Annotated in this window: 13 protein-coding genes; 3 read left to right on the top strand and 10 right to left on the bottom strand. The window is 57.2% G+C overall.

The features are described 5' to 3' along the window. Window positions 1-18: 18 nt before the first annotated feature. From CCX46_RS04695 to CCX46_RS04680, 4 genes are all read right to left on the bottom strand, one after another. Window positions 19-3483 (bottom strand): dermonecrotic toxin domain-containing protein, encoded by a 3465-nt coding sequence (locus tag CCX46_RS04695; RefSeq protein ID WP_127925871.1) that lies wholly within the window; start codon window positions 3481-3483, stop codon window positions 19-21. 152 nt (window positions 3484-3635) lie between these two features. Then, on the bottom strand, window positions 3636-6191 hold the full coding sequence (locus tag CCX46_RS04690) for a LuxR C-terminal-related transcriptional regulator (protein WP_127925870.1): 2556 nt from the start codon (window positions 6189-6191) through the stop codon (window positions 3636-3638). A gap of 139 nt (window positions 6192-6330) precedes the next feature. Next, window positions 6331-7698, bottom strand: a complete 1368-nt coding sequence (locus tag CCX46_RS04685) for a DUF1329 domain-containing protein (RefSeq protein WP_127925869.1) — start codon at window positions 7696-7698, stop codon at window positions 6331-6333. A gap of 23 nt (window positions 7699-7721) precedes the next feature. After that, window positions 7722-9515: a DUF1302 domain-containing protein gene (locus tag CCX46_RS04680; protein ID WP_127925868.1), complete on the bottom strand. Its 1794-nt coding sequence runs from the start codon at window positions 9513-9515 to the stop codon at window positions 7722-7724. 1011 nt (window positions 9516-10526) lie between these two features. On the opposite strand from CCX46_RS04680, the gene CCX46_RS04675 reads away from it, so the two are divergent. Beyond that, on the top strand, window positions 10527-12389 hold the full coding sequence (locus tag CCX46_RS04675) for an S-type pyocin domain-containing protein (protein WP_238704378.1): 1863 nt from the start codon (window positions 10527-10529) through the stop codon (window positions 12387-12389). Continuing rightward, window positions 12386-12652 carry a bacteriocin immunity protein gene (locus CCX46_RS04670; protein ID WP_202978060.1) on the top strand — a complete coding sequence of 89 codons (267 nt, stop codon included), beginning with the start codon at window positions 12386-12388 and terminating at the stop codon, window positions 12650-12652. The genes CCX46_RS04675 and CCX46_RS04670 overlap by 4 nt, the downstream gene beginning before the upstream one ends. 45 nt (window positions 12653-12697) lie before the next feature. On the opposite strand, the gene CCX46_RS04665 is transcribed toward CCX46_RS04670, so the two are convergent. The 5 genes from CCX46_RS04665 to CCX46_RS04645 form a co-directional block, all read right to left on the bottom strand. Further along, window positions 12698-13609, bottom strand: a complete 912-nt coding sequence (locus CCX46_RS04665; RefSeq protein ID WP_099758023.1) for an SDR family oxidoreductase — start codon at window positions 13607-13609, stop codon at window positions 12698-12700. A 209-nt stretch (window positions 13610-13818) separates the two neighbouring features. Continuing rightward, the gene (locus tag CCX46_RS04660; RefSeq protein ID WP_127925866.1) at window positions 13819-14721 is read right to left on the bottom strand and encodes an alpha/beta fold hydrolase; all 903 of its coding nucleotides are present in this window, start codon (window positions 14719-14721) and stop codon (window positions 13819-13821) included. After that, the gene (locus CCX46_RS04655) at window positions 14721-15503 is read right to left on the bottom strand and encodes a class II aldolase/adducin family protein (RefSeq protein WP_007950070.1); all 783 of its coding nucleotides are present in this window, start codon (window positions 15501-15503) and stop codon (window positions 14721-14723) included. The genes CCX46_RS04660 and CCX46_RS04655 overlap by 1 nt, the downstream gene beginning before the upstream one ends. A gap of 131 nt (window positions 15504-15634) precedes the next feature. Continuing rightward, window positions 15635-16321: an LrgB family protein gene (locus CCX46_RS04650; RefSeq protein WP_053117198.1), complete on the bottom strand. Its 687-nt coding sequence runs from the start codon at window positions 16319-16321 to the stop codon at window positions 15635-15637. Further along, window positions 16311-16697: a CidA/LrgA family protein gene (locus tag CCX46_RS04645; protein ID WP_127925865.1), complete on the bottom strand. Its 387-nt coding sequence runs from the start codon at window positions 16695-16697 to the stop codon at window positions 16311-16313. Before CCX46_RS04645 ends, CCX46_RS04650 begins: the two co-directional genes overlap by 11 nt. 95 nt (window positions 16698-16792) lie before the next feature. On the opposite strand from CCX46_RS04645, the gene CCX46_RS04640 reads away from it, so the two are divergent. Further along, window positions 16793-17680: a LysR family transcriptional regulator gene (locus tag CCX46_RS04640; RefSeq protein ID WP_127925864.1), complete on the top strand. Its 888-nt coding sequence runs from the start codon at window positions 16793-16795 to the stop codon at window positions 17678-17680. Here CCX46_RS04640 and CCX46_RS04635 read toward each other — a convergent pair. After that, window positions 17670-18125, bottom strand: coding sequence for a flavodoxin (locus CCX46_RS04635; RefSeq protein WP_127925863.1), 456 nt, complete (start codon window positions 18123-18125; stop codon window positions 17670-17672). The two genes, CCX46_RS04640 and CCX46_RS04635, sit on opposite strands and share 11 nt — an antisense overlap. Between the last annotated feature and the right edge of the window lie 10 nt (window positions 18126-18135).

The following is an 18135-nucleotide window of genomic DNA, read 5'->3' as shown; positions in this document are numbered from 1 at the left end:
AAGAGCGCTCGAAACGGCTCAACGAACCGTGGTCTTGCTCAATGCGGAACCAGCATCTTCCATCAGTGACTTGAAGAAACCGAGCAGCTCATCCTGAGGGTCCTGGTGGCCGGTGTAATACGTAACGAGTTCCGCGACTGTCCGAGCGTCTTCAAACAAACTGAGGAACGAGCGTTGCGCACGAGTAAGTTCTTTAACCGGTGCGCCCGCCGCCGCAGCCTGACCCAATGTCAGCAGTTCGCTCAATACATCCCGTACATGTCCAAGCGCAGCGGAGTAATCACCCCGTCGGTGCGACTGCGAAGCGTCGTAGATGCTTTTCATCATCTGCACAGCCACCACGACAGTGCCCACGGGAGGCACCAGCAGGCTTATGATGTTCGCGGCCTTCAACAGGTTGTCGTAAACAAGACCGGCGATTATTTCATTGAGACTGGTGGTGCGTTCGTCGATATCACTCAATACACGGCGCACTCGCTCGTCATGGAAAGTGAACAGATCAGGCAGCAATGAACGCCGCTGCGTGCGAATAACCGGTTTGGTATCGACGGTTGCGACCAGATTGTCGAAATAGTCGTTGATCACCTTTTGGTCGACCAGCAGTAACCGCTGGCTGTAGTAGTCCCGGAACGGGCCGTGTCGAAAACGAATCGAAGGAATGAACTCAGCGATTGGCCGGAAGCTGACCAGATCCGGCGCGTCAGGCGTATAGAGCAAATCGAGGAACCCTGAAGACAACTTCAGCCGGAAAATATAAACGCCGCCCACCGTGCGGTCCCAGGCAGTCGTCAAACCCAGCGTACCGATATTGAATTTATACAGCCCGACGTCACCTTCGGTAAGGCTGTCCACAATTGACTGATAGCCGCCACTTTCTTTCAGATTATCGATAGTCCGCTGGATAGCAGAGAAAGACTCTATTGACAGTCTGCCATTGGTAAAGTCGGCCAAAGCACCGCAGTACATTTCACAGCGAATTCTTCGCGCGTGTACTGCGCGCCTGAACGCGTAATCAGGATGAGCCTTGTTCTGATATTGCGCTTTCAGCATCGCGGCATATCTGTCGCCGGGACGGAAAGTTTTCGACAGCGAGGACAGGTCTCGGATATCCAGTTTTTCAACGCTGGGATGGCCATTCACCAAATAGTATTTCGGGCTGAATTTAGTTTCGTAAGCCGGATGCACCGCTTCAAAGGCGAGTCCCTCAAGCAAAACATCGGTAACGCTCTTACGAAACGCTTCGGTTTGAACAATGATCTGGTCGGGGTTGACCGAAACATTGCTCCCACGAATACGTAAAATGTCTTCTATCTGAGCTTTCACCGAGTCATAAGTAAACTGCTCGAATGTCGGAAAACCATTATCTCGTGCATCAATCGTAGACAGTGCCTTGAGTTCGGTTGTCAGACGCGAATAGCGCTTGCGGCCTTCGATACCAAGCGCCCGATAACTTGCCGGAGCAATGGCCTTGCGCAGGGCAACTTCGGCTCGGTAAGCGATATTTACGTAGTCTGCCAACGGTGCCTTGAGATTCAGGCCAAGATCGACCGGCCGGCCATCGAGCGTGTAGCGGTAGTTCAGCTGTCTGGAATCGCTGCCGAGCAACTTACCTGCTTCTTGCAGGTAGTCTGGATGGATCAGCAATGCAGCGTATTCACGATCTGCGGACAATGCTGTCTCCAGCCAGCGGTTCGCCGCATTAACATCGGAAAATTTTTGCAGTTCAAATTCACCGCCAGGCGTTTTCACCAACATCAGCGACGGTACATATTCTCTGGCCGAAATGATCAGAACATCTTTCAACGCGGGTACTTGTGATCTGATTCTCAATCCCTGAATAGTCACCGTTGAGTCATTGGCCATGGCTCGCGCGATGATATTCGCATCGGTGGAGTCCAGCTTTCCGGAGTGGCGAGCAACAAAAACTGCAAACGCTATCTGGCTGAACAGGTAGTTGCGGTAAGCCTCTTGGTAATCAACCGAGGGCGAGGATGCAAGGCCGCCGGTAAATGCCAGTCGCAGGTTACGATTTTCCAGCCACTGCTCAAGCGCCATACTCGTCAGCCGACTTCCCTCGGGAGCGCCAATGATAGTCAGAGTGGCTTTATAACCATTGTCATGCAGTCCAAAAACGAGAAATTCCGTCAGCGTTCGGGTGTCTTCCTGTTCGACAGTACGTCCGGCAATTTGCAGGGTGTACGAGCTATGGACACTAATTGTTTCTGGATCAAGCTGTTCCCCGAGCGTCCTGTCCGCCCATTCGGCGAACGTACGCACCACATAATCCTTAAACGAAAAGTACGCATCGAAGACGGTTGAATAAGCAGTCTGGTATTCATCCCTGGATTCCTCAAGCTCCTTGTATCGCTGTTGAATATCGCTACCGGCGGCATGGAGCCAAAGCGGCCAGTCGGTGCGTTTCAATGCAGCCCAAAGCAGATAGAAGCGAGTGTTGATACCGTAGCGCAGCACGTGCAAGCCTTGATTCTCCTGCAGCACGGAGGTGAGCGGACTTTCCAGTTGTTCCCGGCCACCGAGCAAGGATGACACGCTTTCCAGCTGGCCCTTGAGGTGCGTCTCTACGCAGAAGGCGTGAGGACTTTGTGTTGCTTTCAGGTATCGGATCTGGTCGCTACCCAAAGACAGCCGCTGCTGTAGTTTGCTGTGCAGCTCGGTATTTTTTTCAAAGAACTCGAAGCCGTTTTCCGGCGTGTGCATGAGGTAAGAGGTCGACTCGTTGACTAGCCGCATTTCTGCGTCCGGACGCTCGGCGTTGTCCAGAACGAAACAGGGCAGGAGCGACAGAAGGTAATCCTGCGCCGGTTGCAACTTCACTTCGAACACTGCGCGACCGGCGTTTGCGTCGAGCAGATGGGCGAATCGCTCACCCAACCGGGCATCAAAAATCCGGGCCATGACTGACAGGGACAGCTCTGCACTCGTGACTACGGCGTACGCTTCGATGAAAGTTTGCTTATTCGACAGCGGTGCAGTGTCCCGGCGAATGGTTTTCGCTGGCGCCGCCCAGAACTTTGCGATCTCGGTTCGCAACGTTTTTTCCAGTCCGGCAGCTACAGTAGCGATCAGGTCTTCGACAATAAGCGTATTCAGAACATTGACTTTGAATTGCTCACTGAACGTGTCCGGCAGAAAAAAAACGCCATCGCCGCCCATTATGTAAGCGGGGCTGACGTTATTATTCAGACAATGAACAGTGACGTCCCAAAGAGTGCCCGAAGGTCGATTTTCATTGGCGGGGAAAGCAGGATCCGTATTGACATAGACTTTGTCGATATCGACTGTTTTACCCAAACGCTTTAATTCACTTTCAAGCATGTTGCGAAGAATATCCAGCACGCTTGGCATGGCGTCGATGATCTTGAATAGACCTGCTTTTGCCTGGCTTGCCTTTTCCCACTCTTCAACCCACGTAACTTGTTCACCCAACGAACCACGCATCAAACTTTTAAATAACTTAGCCACAACATCTCCTTACTTGACTATCCAGAGCTGCGAGTGCAGCCACACAGAGGGTCGCAAGGTAGTTTCTTTTTCAATCAACATGAAGCTCGAACAATTTACAAAACATGCCAACAAACAACCACAACCATTGACACCATAAGAAAATCACAACACTAAACCAATATCCCCATAAACTTTGCTTTTGCCACAGCCTGAGTTCTGCGCTCCACACCCAACTTTCCGTTAATCCGTCTCGCATGTGTTTTTACTGTATGCAACGAAATAAAAAGTTGTTCTGCAACTTGCTGATTCGAAGCACCTTGAGCAATCAACATCAGCACTTCACGCTCACGCCGGCTGAGGCCCGACGTCAGATCACGGTTATCGCATTGCCTGGCAGGAAACTGCTTGGCAGGCACCGCTCCGAGACTGCCTCGGCGTAATTCCCACTCCCGCATGGCGTGCTGCAATTGGCAGCGTTCCACCAGCATTCCGGCACGCTGGAAAGCTTGCTGCGCCGCCTCCGTGTCACCGTTCGATTCGGCCAACTGGGCGAAGGCCAGCAGCAACTCCGTTTCCGCCGTCAACATGCCTCTGGCCTGGGCCTGATTCAGCAATCGTTCAATGGTTGGCAGACAGTTTTCATCCGGATTCAACTGCGTATGCGCGCAGGCCAGCAGGTATTCAATGCGGATAATCAGCTCGAATGTCGCGGGCGGCGCCTGGAGTGCAGAGGGTCCACGGTAATGCCGTAACAGCCGGCCCAACGCCTCTTGCACCAATTGCGGTCGCCCCTGCTGCAACCAGAACTGGCTGCTGACCTGAAGCACGACACCGCGATAGACCGTATCGGGAATCTGCCGCTGCTGCATGACCCTTTCGGCCTCGCGCAGGCGCTCGAAAGCGCAGGCATAATCGCCTCGATTGCCGGCCAATTGAGCCTGCCCGAGGTAGCCATACAAGACCCGCTTGTCTGCACTGCGCAAGCAATCTTCAAGGCCTCGGCTGAACAGATCCGCAGCCTGCTCTTCAAGCCCCATGCACAGCGCCAGCCGTCCTCGTCGCAGGGCAATTCGGCCCAGCAGCGGCGTGGGCACCAGGGTGCGCTGGCGCAGCAAATGCTCAATGTCCACCAGCAGACTTTCGGCACGCACGGGCGCTCCTCGCTGCTCGAGCCATTGCGCATGATCAAGCTCGAGCAACCCTTCGAACAACAAGGAGCCATGCGCGCGCGCCAGGCACAGCGCCTCGCGGTTGAGGGCATGGGCCTGATCGAGTTCACCGCACAGTAACGCCTGCTGCGTCAGTCCCGACAGACACATCAGACGGGCCTGCCAGGCATCGTCGGTCAGGGCTGACAATGCCTCCTGAAAACAGGCGCGCGCCGGCTCCATTTGCCCCTGCAAGTGGCAGAGCCAACCTTGTTGCGCCTGCCAACGTGCCAGCAGTTGCTGCTCCAGATGTCCCGTCGGCTGTGGCATGAAGCGGACGAGATGGGCCATGCATTGCGCGGCCTGTTCGAATCGGCCGGCGAACAGTAATGCCCCGGTGACCAGCCCGATCAATTGCGGTGTCATCAAGGTCAGCTCGCGGCTTTGCTGCTCATGCAAGCGCAACAGCAGGACGACCGTCTGGTCTTCCAGCAAATCCTCGAAGCTCAAATGCTGCAACAGGCTTACGGCCGTTTCGTACTCTTCGGCCAACAACGCTTGTTCGAACGCTGCTCGCCAATCCTGCACCGCAGTGAACCACTGACAGGCGCGCCGGTGCCACGAACGCGCACACGGCCAATGCGACTCCTGCATGATTCGCGACAGCGGGCGAAAGACCTGCAGCCAATCGGCGGACTCCTGCCAAGGCTCGATAAAGCAGCCCAGCACTTGCAGATCATGCAACAGCTGTGCGCCTTCGCCGGGGCCGAACAAATGCTCGCATAATGGCGCGTTGAACCGTGGCAGGTGAGCCAGAACACGCCATGCCTCATTCTGCTCTGGCGTCAGGTTGCTGAAGAGTTCGTGCTGCAGATAGTCGAGCAGGGTGTCGACACGCTGTTGTGGCTGCAGGTTTTGCGACCAGTCGCATTTTTGCAGGAGCGCCATGCGCGCACCCGCGCACCAGCCGCCGGTACGCTGGATGATACGGGCGGCGACACGGTCCGCCTGGTCTGGCGGTAAATGGCGCAACACCGGTACAACCTCATCGTGGGTCAGTGCCAGGCTGGCGCGCTCGGATTCGTAGAGTTCGTCATCGAGCAACAGGCGCGGCCAGTTGCACTGCGGCCGGCGGCGAGTGCTGATCCACCAGGTGAGCGCCGGGCTGCTGACCGCCAACAAACGATCCAGTAAAGCATCCAGAGCCGGATCCGGCAGACGACTGTAATCGTCGATAAACAGCGAAGTCGTTCTGGACCAACGTGCCAGCTGCGCCATCAGTTGCGTAGCGTCAAGGTCTTCGATCAGTCCGAGCGCCCGAGTCAGACGCAGGCAAAACTCCTCGCGGCTGAGCGCTGCTCCCGCCAGCGGCAGCCAAATCGTCTCGCAGTCTGCACGCACCTGCAGAAAACATTCGCTGAGCAGTGCGGTTTTGCCACTGCCAGCGGGGGCGCACAACAGCCTGACCCGCGCGTTCGAAGCCAGAAGAGGCGCACTCAAGCGACTGCGAAGCTGATGATGTGAAGAAAGTCTGGGCAAAAATCCGGGTCGATCCAGGCACGGGGTCATGGCAGTCATCGAGTGAGCCTTCTTATCGTTGTGCGCTCACCCTAGCCCTCTCCCGCGCGCTTGTTGACGAGTATTCAGCGCGCTGATTGGCGTCCATAAAAAAGGCGACCGAGCGGTCGCCTTTTGTGCAACTGATGTATCAGAACCGTTACCGCACACCCTCTGCACGCAAGGCCGCTGGCGTGTAGTCGGCAGCCTTGGCTTCGAAGCCGAATTCGTAACTGTGCTTCTCTTCGTTCTTCATCCCCAAGGCAATGTAGCGACCGGCAATGATGTCGTAGAGCGCTTCCAGTGTGTATGCCTGTGCCTGATGCTCGTAGTGATATTCAGAGTGGCCTTCGGCTACGCGCCAGAGTTGACCGCGACCGTCGTAGTGGTCGGCCAGTGCAACCTGCCAACTGTCCTCGTCGATATACATGTGGCGTTTGGCGTAGATATGCCGCTCATTCGGTTTGACCGTGCCGATCACTTCCCAGACCCGGTGCAACTCATAGCGCGTCAGATCCTGATTGATGTGCCCGGCCTTGACGATGTCGTCGTACTTGAGCTTCGGCGAATCGAGTTTGTAGCTGTTGTACGGGATGTACATTTCCTTCTTGCCGACCAGTTTCCAGTCGTAGCGATCCGGTGCGCCGGAGAACATGTCGAAGTTGTCTGAAGTGCGCAGGCCATCGGCAGCGGTGCCCGGACCGTCATAGGCTACTTGCGGCGCACGACGCACGCGGCGCTGACCGGCGTTGTAGATCCACGCCAGGCGCGGTTCCTTCACCTGATCGAGGGTCTCGTGTACCAGCAATACGTTACCTGCCAGACGCGCTGGCGCGGTCACCGACTGCTTGAAAAAGGTCAGCACGTTGGCGGCTTTTTCCGGGTCGATATCCTTGATCAGTTGCGGCACGGCGATCTCTTCTTCGAAGCGGATCGGCGTATAGCTGCCGTTGGTCTGCGGGGTCACCTGGGTGATGATGCGTTTGACGTTGCCGCCGTGATAACGGGTGATGTGGTTCCACAACACCTCGACGCCGTTCTTCGGAATCGGGAAGGCGTAATAGCGATTGCCGGTGAAATTGGCCAGGCCGTTACCGTCGTTGATGGTGGTCACGTTGAGCGCACTGCGCTTGGCCGATTCGTAGATTTCCGACGGTGCGGCGACGGTGCGGTGAGTCGGATAGACCGGGATCCTGTAGGTTTCCGGATAGCGCTTGAACATCGCTACCTGGCCATCGGAGAGCTTGTCCTTGTACTTGTCGACGTTGGCCGCGGTGATGGTGAACAACGGTTTTTCATTGGCGAACGGGTCAGCGAGAAAGCCTTTGCTGTCCACCGCTGCAGCATTTTTCGGGATGCCGCCGGTCCATGCCGGGATAGAGCCATCGGCGTTACCGGCCTTCTCGGCACCGAGCGGCGTCAGGCTGGTGCCGAGCTTGTTGGCCTCATCCGGCGACACCGCCGCCATCACGTTGGCCGCCAGCAGACTCAGGGCCAGCACGCCACATTGCAGAATCATTTTGCGCATTGCAGTCATCCTTCTCGGGCAGATCAGAAGTTCACGCCGAAGCTCAAGGCCACGAAGTCACGGTCTTCGAGGACGTTGTAGTCACCACCGAAAAAGTCGGTGTAACTGAGGCTTGCGGTGTAGGTGTTGCGGTAGTCGGCATCGACGCCGACGCTGATCGCTTTCGCGCCTTCGTTGAACAGGCCGTTGGGGCCATAACCGGCGACGTCATGCGACCACGACAGGTTGGGTTTGAGGTTGATCCCGCCGATCACGTTGGCGTAATCGAGGATCGCCCGGGCGCGGTAGCCCCACGAGGTCGAGGTCACGAAACCGTCGGTGTCGCCGCCAAAACCGTACTGCCCGTAAACCGAATCGCGGCCATAACGCAGCTTGTTGCGCGACTCCAGGCCACCAACCCTCACCACCGCGGCTTCTCCGACCAGGGTCAACCGTTGAGCGCCCCAGACCTGATCGAAGAAGTGCGTGAGCGTGCTCTGGATCTGCGTGACTTCTTTGCGCCGATAGCCTTTGTTGTCCGCACCCGGCGACGTCGAAAGTGGCGAAGCCGTACCACCGGCAATCGGGTTGAGCAGCGCCAGCGTCAGGTCATTGGTGTTGACCTGAACCGGAGCGTTGGGCCGATAGCTGATCTCACCGGTCCACGCGGTGCCGGTGGGTAGCGTGGTGGAGAAACTCGCGCCGTACAGACGAATGTCTTCCGGGTATTCGAGGTAGTACTGGCCGCGTCCGAGCATCACACTCTGGGCCAGACCGGAACCGCTGCCGGGGGCCAGGCCATTGGCGATGCCGACCATGCCCGGCAATGCTGCCAATGTCGAAAGACCGGCCGTCGTAGTGCCAACCGTCGGCGTGCGGCTGTGGTAATTCATGAAGTAGAGACCGTATTCGGTGTCGTCCCCGAGCCAGCGCAATGCCGTGCCCCACTGCCCGGAATCCCGCGCATCGCGGTCGCCGCCACGGGGGATCACCACACCTTCGCGAGTCACTTGAATGCCTTGCCCGAACGCGGTGGTCAACGGCACCAGCGGCGCGATCGCCGGGTTACCGACGGTGTAGCCGTTATTGCAACCGTCCGCCGCGACGTCGACACCGAAAAAGGTGCCGCAGTTGTCGAGAACGGTCTGGTCCCACTCCAGCTGGTAGAAACCTTCAACGGTCAGTTGATCGGTCAGGCCTTGCGAGCCAAACAGCATGTTGACCGGAATCAGGCCTTCCTTGATCTCCGCACCGGGACGACGAAACGCCGAAACGTCGATCGGGTTGATGCTGTTGATCGAGTTACCGATGAAGGTACTTTCGCCCCAGCTCACGACCTGCTTGCCCGCGCGCACGGTGCCCGGCAGATCGGCGATGGAATAGTTGTGATAGACGAATGCATCAAGGATCTGCGCGCCGGAAGATTTCGCGCCTTCCTTGCGGCCGCTGTCGCTGATCGGCTTGAACTCGCGATCTTCGTCCTTCAGCTCGAAGTCATACCAGTACTTGCCACGTACGAAGACGCCGGTGTCGCCGTACTTGAGTTCAAGGTCGTGAATACCTTTGAAGATTTTCGAGAAGGTCTCGCCCTTCTTGAAATTCAAACGCCCGTCATCACCGGTCGAGGATTGCCCGGTACCACCATTGACTGTGCCGACCAGCGATTTGTCGGCATCGCGCATGCCCCAGCTCGCGCCGATCGACAGCGACGAGTCGAAGGTGCCCTCGATTTCGCCAATGTTGAACGCAACCGCTTGCGCCTGGGCGCAGCAACCCAAAGCCACCGCGGCTGCCAGCGCCTGCGGTGTGAAGATGGCGCGCATTGTTGTTTTTGTCATGCGTCTTCCCCGGTGAGTGACAGAAGGCCCCACCCTACTGCCGGGCAACCGCGTCGATAAGCGCACCAAGGAGGTATTCGTATTGTCGCTCGAAAGGATGAATGGCCTTGCGGGACGGGGCTTTGCGCCGCTCATGGATCGGCTGGATGAACGATCATCAGTGCCACGCATGGTGCGCATGGGTTCGTGGGACTGTTGCATGCCCCGCAACAGTGCATGTCCGGAATCGGTATTTTTCCTACGCGCTCAAGACCTTATTCTGAACGCGCTTTCACGGGACACGCCGTAACGCACGAAGCCAACTCCGCTGAATGACTGAAGCGATTGGCAACAGATTTCAGATAAATCGAAAGTTCGGTTTATCGCCCCGGTGTTCACTGACGTTGATTTGTAGCTCCTTGATCCAACGTCTTACCTTGGCCGCTGCGTTTGCAGCGGCCTTTTTTTATGCCTGATGAAAAGTTAAACGCCTCACTCAGCGAAAAACTTCCGAGAACAATGTCGGACGTTTCTCTGTTCGCAGGAGAACGATGACCGACAAATTGAAAGTCCTGGAAAGTTCTTCCAAAACAAAACCTGTTTACTTACGAAGTTCTCAGATTTTGCAACCTGAAATCTGTTGTAACTTGAAACGCCTCAAACACTCGCCGGTGACATGGACGTCACTATTGGCCGCACTGACTTGCCGGCGACTTATCGCGCACATTCAAAAGGATATGAATATGCAAAAGCCTCCACCATGGGAATTGACCGAAGCTGTCCATACAACGGCAATAGCACCCGCCGGAATACCCATAACACCTGCGACTATTACGAACATTCCGAACAGCGGAGCTGTTCGATTCGGTCAGCGCCACTCGAGCCAATATTGCTGAATTTAACGACCACACGGCGCAAATCACTCACGAGTTTAAAACTCGCACAGAGCAAATGCCCCATTCAATTGAACAGGAGCTGGCCGCGACACGCCTGGAAGGCACGACTCACCCGCTTCCTCCCGCGCAGGCGATCATGCGGGAGCTGCAAGTTCGCCACACGTTAATCGCCAGAAAAACAGCCGAGTATCATCAGAAAACAGCAGTAGCCAATCAGTTTTTTGGGGACTCCCCGCTTAATAAAAACTTTCATGACTATTACGTAAAAGTCAGCCACAGCAGACGAACTTATGTTCTGGGTATTGCTGATGCCTGGGTCGTATCGTACAGGGCGGCACACGAAGCAAATTTACTGTTGCAAACCATTCATCTGCTTAATCAACAGCAAATCGATGTGCACAGGTGGCTGGCTGCTGTGCAGGGCAATGATCAGGCACAAGCGGCAGCGGCAGAGGCCCAGCGCGTGGCTGGCGAAAATGCTCGCATCGCCGCCGAACAAAACCGCCAGAGAGAATTGGCCGAAGCGGCACGCCTAGAACAGGAGCAAGTTCGGGCTCGCGAACAAGCACGGCTCGCTGCGCTCGCACAGGCTCAGCGGCAGGCAGCCGAGCAAGCACGAATCGCTGCCGAAGCTGCTGCACGGCAATTAGCCTCTGAACAGGCAAAATTGACGGCATTGGCGGAACGTCAGGCTGAAGTGCAAAGGTTGCGCATAGAACAGGAAAAGCAACTGGAGATTGAAAAGGCTCGCCTTGAACAACAGCAAAAAGCCGCAAGAGCGGCAAAAAGTAAACGCCAGCGGCAAGCGCGCAAGCAAGCCAAGGCAGAGGCCCAGCAGCGTGCTGAGCAAGCACGCATGCACGCCCATTGGCACACGCAGACACAAGCACGCTGGAATAGTCCTGAATTCGCTTATTTCGGTTCCCACGCGGCGTTCGGCCCCGCGTTCTCGGGAACACTCGGCGCGATAAGCCACAACTCGGTAACCACACAAGCACTCAGAACGTCACTGCGCTCGGCCGTCACCATCGCGATTGCAGCGATTTCGACCAGCGCAGTCCCGGTGCTAGTGGGATTTGCCGCTTTGCTCGTTCCCTCCGAGCTGGGCAACGGCGATCTGTTTGCTGCAAGCGTGCCACTGTCCGACCTTGCTCCTGATCTGGAGGACGATCTCTACGAACTGGCAAGGATAGGCGCAGACGTCGATCTGCCGGTCAGGCTTGGCTCAAGGACGATAGGCAACAAAGTCGAAGTGGTTGTCGTCAGCACCGATGGAGTGACTGTGCCCAGCAAAGTGCCGGTTGTATCAGCGCGGTTTGACGCACTTAAAAACGTTTACGTTTCCTCCGCCTCTGCAACCGACGCCAAAGGCCCTGTAATCACTTGGACGCCGTTGCTGGAACCGCCAAATCCTTCGACGCAATTACCTGTCGCCGATCCAGACTTGCCAATCTATGAAGGCGCGAATGTCACACCCGACAGCGGACGGATCGATCCATTTCCCGAGATGGATCTGTATGGTTTTGGTGGATGGATTACAGTCTTTCCGGTCGACTCCGGAATCCCGCCGATTTTCACGATGTTCAGGGATCGGCGGCAGGATCCCGGCTTTGCCAGCGGTATCGGACAACCGGTTTCGGGCAATTGGTTGGGGGCCGCTGCGACACCGCAAGGTGCACCTATTCCGATGCAGATCGCGGATAAGCTGAGAGGACGGGAGTTTTCGAGTTTCAGGGCTTTTCGAAAGGCGTTTTGGAAGGCCGTAGCAAACGAAAAATCCTTAGCCAATCAGTTCACTAAAATTAACAAAATTGATATGAGCAAAGGCCTGTCACCAAGTGCAGACATTGCAGAACACATTGGCAAGAGAAGAAAATTTGAAATCCACCATATCAATCCGATAAATGAGGGTGGCTCAGTCTACGATATATCCAACCTGACCCTATTAACACCGAAGCAGCATATCGATGCACATTCCAAAAAAGGCGAGACTCCATGATCAAACTAAAAAGCAAACTTGAAGAGTACACAGAGTCGGAATATGCGAGCCTTATCAACAGATTATTTGAGGGAAATTACTCCTCAGAAAAAGAACACGACGCGATAGTCGATAACATTGTGGATACATCGCAGCATCCCAATGGGACAAATATTTTGTATTATCCTGAAGACGGTGTCGAAGACAGCCCTACTGGTGTGCTGACAGCGATAAAACAATGGCGCGCTGCCAACGAAAAACCTGGCTTCAAACCTGAAGAATAACAACCAAGCGAGCAGGCATCTTGGCCTGCTCGCTTGGTTCTCCATTTACAACGAATACTTCTGCAAATTCGCCATCATTTCCTTCAGCGCCTCGATATTGTCCTTCGGATGCGCCGCCCCTTCGAAATCACAAATCTGCTGCCAGTGCGCCGCGACATCTTCCGGCGAGAAGCCTACGCGCGGGTCGAACCCAGCGCCGAGGCTGCGTTCCCAGCGCACCTTGCCCATCCAGCCGCCACCGACCTCGAACAGCCCGGAGGTTTCCTGGCATTGTTCGCTCGCCAGATACACAACCAACGGGCTGACCAGTTCCGGTTTCAATTGCTCGAACACCTGCGGCGGAATCAGGCCCTCGGTCATGCGCGTGCCGCCGGTTGGCGCGATGGCGTTGACGAGGATGTTGTTCTTGCGGCCTTCGATGGCCAGGGTGCGGGTCAGGCCGTAGAGGCCCAGTTTGGCCATGCCGTAGTTGGACTGGCCGAAGTTGCCGTAGATGCCCGAGGTGGAGGCGGTGAAGATCACCCGGCCATAGTTTTGCTCGCGCATATGTGGCCACGCGGCGCGGGTGACTTTGTAGGCGCCTTCGACGTGGACGCGGTAGACCAGATCCCAGTCGGCGTCGTCCATTTTGTGGAAGGTCTTGTCGCGCAGGATGCCGGCGTTGTTGACCACGACGTCGACGCGACCGAAGACGTCGAGGGCGTTTTGTACGAGTTTGTCGCCGTCGGTGACCGAGTCGTGGTTGGCTTCGGCGATACCGCCGGCCTCACGAATTTCCGCCACCACACGGTCGGCGGCTGAGGCATTGGCGCCTTCACCCTGGGTCGAGCCGCCGAGGTCGTTGACCAGCACTTTGGCGCCTTGCTTGGCAAACAACAATGCATGGGCGCGTCCGAGGCCGCCACCGGCTCCGGTGACGATGACGACTTTATCTTCGAAACGCACAGACTCATTCATCGCAGCAACTCCAGCAGGCCAGTATTGAGCCTGAGTGTCAGGCACACAGCTTTTGGTCACAATGAATACGGCGGAGGCTGAATGGTGTGCGATAAGGTTGGGGGATGATGAGGCCGTCAAAGAAACAAAAGATCAAAAGATCGCAGCCTTCGGCAGCTCCTACATTGGATTTGTGTAGGAGCTGCCGCAGGCTGCGATCCTTTGATCTTTCAGGAGCAGGCGACTTTGCGCGGTGGCAGCACAAAACGATCGCGAAACGCCAGATAGTGCTTGAGCACCTGCACCGGCGCTTCGGTCTGTGGATAGTGACCAATGCCCGGCAACAGCACCGTGTCCGCGTCCGGGATCAACTCGCGGTAACGCTCGACCATGTGCGCCCCGGAAATCGGATCGACTTCACCATCGATCACCCGCAACGGAATCTCGCCCCGCTGCATCGCCATCACCCAGCGATCACGTTGCACCCGGCGTTCGGGAATGTAGCTGATCAACTTGTGCATGATCCGTGGCCCGCGATTGCTGTCGACCAGGCTCCAGAAATCGTCCAGCTCACTTTCAGTCGGCCGGGTCTGCGGGCCGAAGATCTGCCGGAAGCTTTTCACCAGCGCATCGCGCGTGAACGCGCGGCCGATCATCCAGCCCAGCGGACTGAGCAGCAATTTCTGCATCAACACCGGACGATGGGTTTCCGGAAACAATCCGCCGTTGAGAAATACGCAACTGGCGACCTCGATCTTGTCTTCGTAGTGCCGGGCGAGCAGTTCCTGGGCAACGCTGTCACCGTAATCATGCGCCAGCACATGCACCGGTTGTTCAACCTGCAAATGCGCGAGCAATGCCTGTTGCAGGTCAGCCTGCTCCAGCAGGCTGTAGGTGTGATTGAGCGGTTTGGCCGAATCACCAAAGCCGAGCATGTCGCAGGCGATCACCCGATAACGCTGGGCCAGTGGCTGCCACAGGTAATGCCAGTCCCAACTGGCGGTCGGGAAGCCGTGAATCAGCAGCAGCGGCTCACCCTGCCCCGCCGTCCAGTAACGGATTGGCTGACCACGAAAGACAAACGCCTGGCTGCGTTTACGCCAGACACACAGAGGAATCTCGGCAAGAGGCATTAGAGTTTATATCCGGGGTCTTGTTTATCGAGTTTGCGCAGCAACGCTGGCCAGGCCAGCGCGCCACCCATGCCTTGAGCACTTTTGGTGACGCCAGCGATCATCGCTTTGGCGCCTGCCAGAATTTGCGGTTCGATGGCGATGAGTTCAGCCCCGCCGGTTTGCGCCATGACCTGAATGTCGCAGGCGCGCTGGAAGGTGAACATCATCAAAAAGGTGTCGGCGATGGTGCCGCCACAGGTCAGCAAACCGTGGTTGTGCAGCATCAGGAAATTGTTTTCGCCCAGATCGGCCTGCAAGCGCGCCTTCTCTTCGTGGTTCAGCGCCACGCCTTCATAGGCGTGATAGGCCAGGCTCGACAGCACGAACAATGATTGCTGGCTGATCGGCAGTACGCCCTGCTTTTGCGCCGACACCGCGACACCGGACGCGGTGTGGGTATGCAGCACGCAAACCACATCGTGCCGCACTTCGTGCACGGCGCTGTGGATGGTGTAGCCGGCGGGGTTGATTTCGTAAGGGCTGTCCATGAGTTTGTTGCCGGCCTGATCGACTTTCACCAGGCTCGACGCGGTGATCTCATGGAACATCAGACCGAACGGGTTGATCAGGAAATCTTCGGTGCCCGGCACCTTGGCAGAAATATGCGTGAAGATCAGATCGTCCCAGCCATGGGCGGCGACCAGACGATAACAAGCGGCGAGATCGACCCGGGTCTGCCACTCTGCGGCGCTGACCTGGTCTTTGACATTAAGGGACGATTGGACGGGGGCTACGCTCACTGTATGCACCTCTGCGTTCTTATTGTTCTGCACGTGTGAGCAGTCTAGTCAGGCGCAGAGGATCGCGTAGTTGCATTGGCAGCCAGCTTGATGACTGAGCGGGTCACTCATGCAAACAGCTTGGATCCATGTCAAAGCAACGACGCCAACAAAGGTGCGGCAAACAGATTGAGCAAGCCGGTCAATACCATCACCAGCCCGGCGACAGAGCCCTCTTCGCCGCCCACTTCATGGGCGCGACTGACGCCGGCACCGTGCGCGCCAACCCCGAACAGCGCCCCGCGCGCCAAGGCACTGCGCAACGGCAACCACTTCAACAGCACGCCGCCGAGCATCGCACCGAACACGCCGGTGAACATCACGAACACCGCCGTCAACTCCGGCACGCCCCCCAGATTTTGCGCCAGCGGCATGGCGAACGGTGTGGTGATCGAGCGCGGCACCAGTGACATTGTCACCGAACTGTCCAACGCCAATGCTTTGGCCAGACCGAACGACGTACCAATCGATGCCGCACTGCCGGCAACCATGCCCAGCATCAGTGCCGACCAGTGCCGCATCAACAATCGGCGTTGCTGCCAGATCGGTACGGCGAAGGCGACGGTCACCGGGCCCAGCACCAGCATCAGCCAGTGGGTGTTGCTCGAATACTCGGCATACGCGGTGTGCAGCGGCACGGCGAGCGCCAGCAACAGCGCCGGGACCAGAATCAGCGGTGACAACACGTAGCGGCCGGTGCGCCGATAAATCCAGCGGCTGAACAAATACGCCAACAAGGTGAAGGCGAGCCAGAACATCGGCATCCATTCAAGCTTCATGGGAACGCCTCGCGCGCACGGCCAGTTCCACGGTGAACGCAGTCACCAGCATCACCATCAAAGTGCTGGCCGCGATCACCAGCAAAATCCGCCAGCCGTCATTGCGCAGCAACGCGCCGTAGTCGAGCAAGCTCATCAGTGCCGGAATGAAAAACAGCAGCATCTCGGCCATCAGCAAACCCGCGCCCAATTGCAGCGCCGCCGGTTTGACCCAGCCGAAAGCGAAGGCCAACAGCAACAGCGCCATGCCGATCACGCCGCCGGGAATCGGCCAGGTTAGCCATGCGGCGAGTTGGCAGCCGAGCAGGTAGAGACCGAGTAATACGGCGAGTTCGACAAAGAGACGGAAAAAGTGTTTGAGACGGGCGGCGTTCATGATTGTGCTCCTGACAGGGGCCTATTTTACGAAGCGGCCTGCCATCCCCGAAGCGAATTGTTAGACTCAACACCATTCCAAAATGGAATCAGGCAATGGAATTCAAACAGCTGCGCAGTTTTGTCGAAGTCATGCACCAGGGCGGTTTCACTCAAGCCGCAAAAACCCTGCACATCAGCCAGTCCGCGGTCAGTAAACAAATCGCACAACTGGAGCAGAGCCTCGGCACGCCGTTGCTCGAACGGCTCGGTTCGCAGTTGCGCCTGACCGCCGCTGGCAGCGTGGTACTGCAACGCGCTGAAGCGATGCTGCGTTTACGCAACGAGCTGTTGGTTGAACTGGACGACCTCAGTCATCTGGCGCGTGGAGAGTTACGTCTCGGCCTGCCACTGCTGGGCAGTGACGCGCTGTTCGCCGGACTGTTTGCCGAGTACCGTCGGCGCTATCCGAATATCAGCGTGCAATTGCTGGAGGGTGGCAGTCGCAATATCGAGCAGGCAGTGTTGAGCGGGGAGCTGGAATTGGGCGGCAGTCTGTTGCCCAAGGATCCACAATTCGACTGGCAGCCGTTTTGCGATGAGCAACTCGACGCCCTGCTGCCGGTGGATCATCCGCTGGCCGATCGGGGCGAGATTGGTCTGGAGGAATTGGCCGAGACGCCCTTTCTGCTCTATCAACGCAGTTTCGTGCTCAACGACCGCTTGCTGCAGGCGTGTCAGCAACTGGGTTTCACGCCGAAGGAAGGCGGACGCAGCGGTCAGGCAGACTTTCTTGCGGCGCTGGTGGCCGCGGGGCAAGGCGTGGTGCTGTTGCCCAGCGTGGTCGCGCGCGGTCTGGTGCGGCCAGGCGTTGTACGCCTGGCCTTGCGCGCGCCGGATTATCTGCGCTGGGACATCGCGTTCATCTGGCGCCGGGGCGCGTACTTGTCGAAAGCGGCGCAGGCGTGGCTGGACTTGCTGCGAGAACGGCCGATCAGCCCTTGAGCGCGTCGATCAACTGCGCCAGCCAAGGCTCGGCGTCGGTTTCCGGAGTGACGCTTTCGCTGGCGTCGATGCGCAGCATGTCTAGTACTTCGCGCACACCCAGTTCGCCGAAAAGCTCACGCATTTGCTCGCCACCACCGCAGAAGGTGTCGCCATAACTGGCGTCGCCCAAGGCAATCACTGCGCCCGGCAAACCGAGCAATGCCGCTGGCAACTGGTCGCGAATCGCCGAATACAGCGGTTGCAGGTTGTCGGGCAATTCGCCCATGCCGGTGGTCGAGGTGACTGCGAGCAATGCTTCGGGGCCGAACGCCTGAATGTCGGCGAGGCTCGCACGCGAGTTGTAGAAGGTTTCGAAGCCGGCGGCTTTCAACAGGTTCTGGGCGTGACGGGCGACTTCTTCGGCGGTGCCGTAGACCGAACCGGAGAGGATGGCGACTTTCATCAATCTGATC

Origin of the sequence: Pseudomonas sp. RU47 (assembly GCF_004011755.1) — a bacterium.
Classification (GTDB): domain Bacteria; phylum Pseudomonadota; class Gammaproteobacteria; order Pseudomonadales; family Pseudomonadaceae; genus Aquipseudomonas.
Note: the sequence above shows the minus strand (reverse complement) of the source record. Positions and strands in the feature narration are given on the sequence as shown.